This is a genomic window from Stutzerimonas stutzeri SDM-LAC, from assembly GCF_000235745.1.
GTDB lineage: Bacteria > Pseudomonadota > Gammaproteobacteria > Pseudomonadales > Pseudomonadaceae > Stutzerimonas > Stutzerimonas stutzeri_H.
In genome coordinates, this window is sequence record NZ_AGSX01000036.1 from 1 (window position 1) to 4,435 (window position 4,435).

3 protein-coding genes and 1 pseudogene are annotated in these 4,435 nt (G+C 61.9%); all 4 read left to right on the forward strand.

Features of this window, described 5'->3' with window-relative positions:
* A pseudogene (entE, locus tag PSTU_RS20410) lies at window positions 1-236 on the forward strand (2,3-dihydroxybenzoate-AMP ligase); the annotation flags it as partial.
* Window positions 237-247: 11 nt separating this feature from the next.
* A complete protein-coding gene (locus PSTU_RS0103580; protein ID WP_019339670.1) occupies window positions 248-1,120 on the forward strand; it encodes an isochorismatase family protein in 873 nt (290 codons plus the stop codon).
* Complete coding sequence (locus PSTU_RS0103585; protein WP_019339671.1) at window positions 1,117-4,209, forward strand: non-ribosomal peptide synthetase; 3,093 nt, start codon at window positions 1,117-1,119, stop codon at window positions 4,207-4,209. The genes PSTU_RS0103580 and PSTU_RS0103585 overlap by 4 nt, the downstream gene beginning before the upstream one ends.
* 12 nt (window positions 4,210-4,221) lie before the next feature.
* Window positions 4,222-4,377 (forward strand): hypothetical protein, encoded by a 156-nt coding sequence (locus PSTU_RS21525; RefSeq protein WP_019339672.1) that lies wholly within the window; start codon window positions 4,222-4,224, stop codon window positions 4,375-4,377.
* Window positions 4,378-4,435 lie beyond the last annotated feature (58 nt).

Genomic DNA, 4,435 nt, shown 5'->3' on the forward strand with positions numbered 1-4,435 from the left:
TGGTTTCGGTGCCTGATGAGGCCATGGGCGAGAAGAGCTGCGCCTACATCGTCAGCGTCGATCCCACCCTCAAGGGGATCGTGCTGCGCAAGTTTCTGCGCGGACTCGGCTTGGCCGACTACAAGCTCCCTGACCGATTCGTACACATCGACGCGTTGCCGGTGACCGCTGTCGGCAAGGTGGACAAGAACCGCCTGCGCCGCCGCGTCGCTGAACAACTGACCGTTACCGAATAAGGATTCGTTTCATGGCAATTCCCACTCTGACGCCATACCGCCTGCCCAGCGAATGGAGCGCGAACAAAGTGCAGTGGTCGCTCGATCCGGCTCGCGCGGTCCTGCTGATTCACGACATGCAAGCGTACTTCTGTGATTTCTGGGGCCAGGACAGCACCTTTATCGATGAACTGGTCTCGCGTCTGGCACAGGTTCGCCAGCGCTGCAAAGCACTGGGGATTCCAGTCGTCTACACCGCCCAGCCGGGTGAGCAAGCCGATGCGGACCGGGCATTGCTGACCGACATGTGGGGACCAGGCATCACGCAATATCCCGATCGCCAAGCGGTCGTTCCGGGCCTGGCGCCTGCTGAGGACGATACGGTTCTGGTGAAATGGCGCTACAGCGCGTTCCAGCGTTCACCGCTGGAACACATGATGAACGAGCTAGGCCGCGACCAGCTGATCATCGGCGGCATCTACGGCCATATCGGCTGCTTGATGACCGCATGTGATGCCTTCATGCGAGACATCCAACCCTTCGTGCTGGCCGACGGCATCGCAGACTTCAGCGCGACCGAACACGAGATGGCGCTGAACTACGTGGCGACGCGATGCGGCAAGGTCGTGACATGCCGCGAAGTGCTCGAACTGGGCGCTGCCAACCGGTCATTACCGAGCAGGGAAGAGCTTGAGGCCCGGTTGCTGTCGATGCTCGACGAAATGGATGAGCCCTTCGATCCCGACGAAAACCTGCTCGACTACGGCCTGGATTCGATCCAGATCATGACGCTGCTAAGCGAATGGCGCGAGCAGGGCCTTGAGCTGAGCTTCACCGATCTGGCGAAGACCCCGACGTTGAACGGCTGGTGGGCCCTGATCAGCGAACACGGAGGTGTCCGATGAGAGCGCTCGGGACTGCCCAGCAAGGGCTCTGGTTCGGCTACCTGCTCAACGAAGACCGCGCCATGTTCAACACCGCTGAATGCATCGCCTTCGCCGGTAAGATTCACGCAGCGACGCTGATTGCTGCGGTGCAACAGGCGGTGCGGGAGTGCGAGGCGCTGTCCGGAGTGTTCGTGGCCGATGAAGACGCGGCATTTTTCAAGCCCTGCGAACTGCCAGTGGTTGTGCAACAGGTGCAGGTTCCGGTGACAGGGGACCCTGAAGAGTGGGTCCGTGATTGGGCCATGCGCGACATTCGCATAGCGATGGATCTCGAACGCGAATTACCGTGCCGTTTCGTGTTGCTGCAGGCCGAGGGGCGCGACTTCCTATACAGCTGTGTGCATCACATCGCCCTGGATGGCTACGGCACCAACCTGCTGTATCAGCGAATCGCCGAGCTTTATGGCGCCGCACTGAACGGTGACCCGGTGCCCGCCAGTGAGTTTGGCCGATATGAAGATGTGCTCAAGGAAGACGCCGAGCGGGACGCTCAGGGCCGTACCGCCGCTGCGCGCGGTCACTGGCTGGAAACATTGTCACGCATGGCGGAGCCGGCCAGCTTCAGCGAACGCAGCGCGCCGATTTCGGCCACATTCATCCGCCACGGCGCTCCGTTCACAGAGCCCCTGTGGCAGGCACTGAACCAGGTTGCCGAAGCTCACGGTATCGGCTGGCCGGACCTGCTGCTGGCCGGTGTCTCGGCTCATCTCCGGCAGGTAAGTGATGTCCGCTCTCAGGTCCTGGGTTTGATGGTGATGAATCGCATCGGCTCGGCCTCGTTCAATGTGCCGTGCATGCAGATGAACATCGTGCCTCTGTGCCTGGATCTGCCGGACGATGCCGATCTGATCGCCAGCGCCAAGGCTATTGGCAATCTTCGTCGTAGCAGCCGCAAGCATCAGCATTACCGCTACGAATCGCTGCGCCGGGACCTGGGCCGTGTGGGCGGGGAGCAGCGCCTGTTTGGCCCGTTGATCAACATCATGCCGTTCGACCGTCCGCTGACTTACGGCAACTGCCCGGCGCGAACGCTGAACCTGAGCGCAGGCCCGGTGGAGGACCTGACGCTGGAAGTTCAGATCGGCGCCGACGGCACGCCGGTCCTCGACTACGACGCCAACCCGGCCTGCTACAGCCTCGACCAGGTGCGTAGCCTGCAGGAGGAACTGTTCGATCTGCTCGAATGCTGGCTGGCCGAGCCGCAACAGCCACGAAGTGTTCTACTCGAAGAGCTGTTTGCCGTTCGCCGAGCCTGGCAAGTCCTCAAGGCTCCTAGTCCCGCGTCCCACGTGCAGCCGGGCAATGTGCTGGAGGCGATACGCCTACAGGCACAGACCCAGCCCGAGGGCATCGCGCTGGTTCAGCATGAGCAGGCGCTGAGTTACGGCGAGCTACAGGCGCGGGCCGAAATGGTTGCTGCCGCGCTTGTCGATGAGGGAATCGAACCGGGCCAGCGTGTCGGGGTGATGCTGAGCCGGTCGCCACAAGCGATCCTTGCCCAGTTAGGGGTGCTGCTCGCCGGTGCGGTGTACGTACCGCTGGACCCGGAGCAGCCCGCCGATCGACAAAGGCTGATCTGCGAGACGGCAGGGCTGGCTCTGGTCATCACTGAGGCAGCTTATCGGCATCGGCTGGCGGACGTTCATTCCGGCCCGATCCAACTGATCGGATTGCTGACCTCGGCCAACCGGACCTACAGCCCGCGCAACAACCATGCGGGCTGTTATCTGATGTTTACCTCCGGTTCGACAGGTGCGCCAAAGGGGGTTGAAGTCAGCCATCGTGCATTGGCGCATTTCGTTCACGCGGCGCGGCAGCGCTACGGCATCGGTTCAGCCGACCGTGTCCTGCAATTCGCACCGTTCAACTTCGATGCGAGTATCGAAGAAGTCTTCGTCAGCTTGTCGGCCGGGGCGACATTGGTGCTGCGCACCGACCCGATGTTGCAGTCGATGTCCTCGTTTGTAGAGGGGCTGGAGCAACTGGCGATCAGCGTCGTCGACCTGCCCACGGCGTTCTGGAATGAATGGGTCGTGGCGCTGCGCAGCGGCCAGGTGCAGATTCCAGCGTCGCTCAAGACGGTGATCATAGGCGGCGAAGCGGCATACCCAGAGCAGCTTCAGGCCTGGCAACGCGTTGCGCGGCCCGATGTGCGTCTGATCAACACCTACGGCCCGACCGAGACAACGGTTGTAGCGACTAGCTGTGATCTGCAAAGCCTCGAAGCCAATCGCGAACGACTGCCTATCGGTCAACCACTGGCAGGTGTCGAGGCGCTGGTTTTGGCGCGAGGCAATCGCCCCGGATCGGAAGGTGAACTGGTGCTATTTGGTCCACAGCTGGCCAACGGTTACCTCAACAGCGACTCGCCGGCGTTTGCTCATTTGCGCATCGGCGACGAGACGATACGGGTCTACCGCACCGGTGACCGCGTGCGACTGGTAGACGGCCAGCTGGTGTACCTGGGCCGACTGGACAACGAATTCAAGATCAGCGGCTATCGCATCCAGCCGGGGGAGGTCGAAGCCCGGATGCTGGCACTGCCGGGTATTGACGAGGCGTGCGTACTGGGCCTGGAGCTTGACGCCGGGGTGCGCCGGTTGGTGGCGTTTTTCGCGGGCCCGCGCGACGACCTCCGAGCGATCAAGCGTGAGCTGAGCGCTGTACTGCCGGCAGCGATGGTGCCGACCGATTACCGCCATTTCGACGTCCTGCCCCGCACCGGTAGCAACAAGATCGACCGTAAGCGCCTTCAGCAGGCCTACGTGCAAGGCACGTCCGAACGGGTATTGAACGACGAGACGCAGCGGCGCGTCAGCGCTATCTGGCAGCAAATCCTCGGGGTGAGCGGCATTCAGCCGGAAGACAACTTCTTCGAGCTCGGTGGGCAGTCGCTGCAGACCATCCAGATTGTTAATCGCCTTGGCGCCGAATTCGGCACCGCCGTGAAGGTTTCCGATGTCTTCGATCACCCGCAATTGGCGGACTTCTGCGGTTTTCTGGACAGCCGGCTGCAACAGCAAGAAGTCGTGGAAATGGTTTGGTGAAGGGGCGGGCAAATGAACGATCAGATGAGTTTCAGCGGGCAGAGTGTTTGGGTGACCGGGGCCGGGCAGGGGATCGGCCGCGCCGTGGCTGAAGGCTTTGCGCGGCTGGGTGGCCGAGTCACTGGTTTCGACCGCACCTTTTCCGAAGGTGTGTCCCGTCCTGAATAAGGTTTACACCTTTCCCCCGAGCCGTTGGAGAACTCGATGGAGCAAGGTGTTAAGCGAA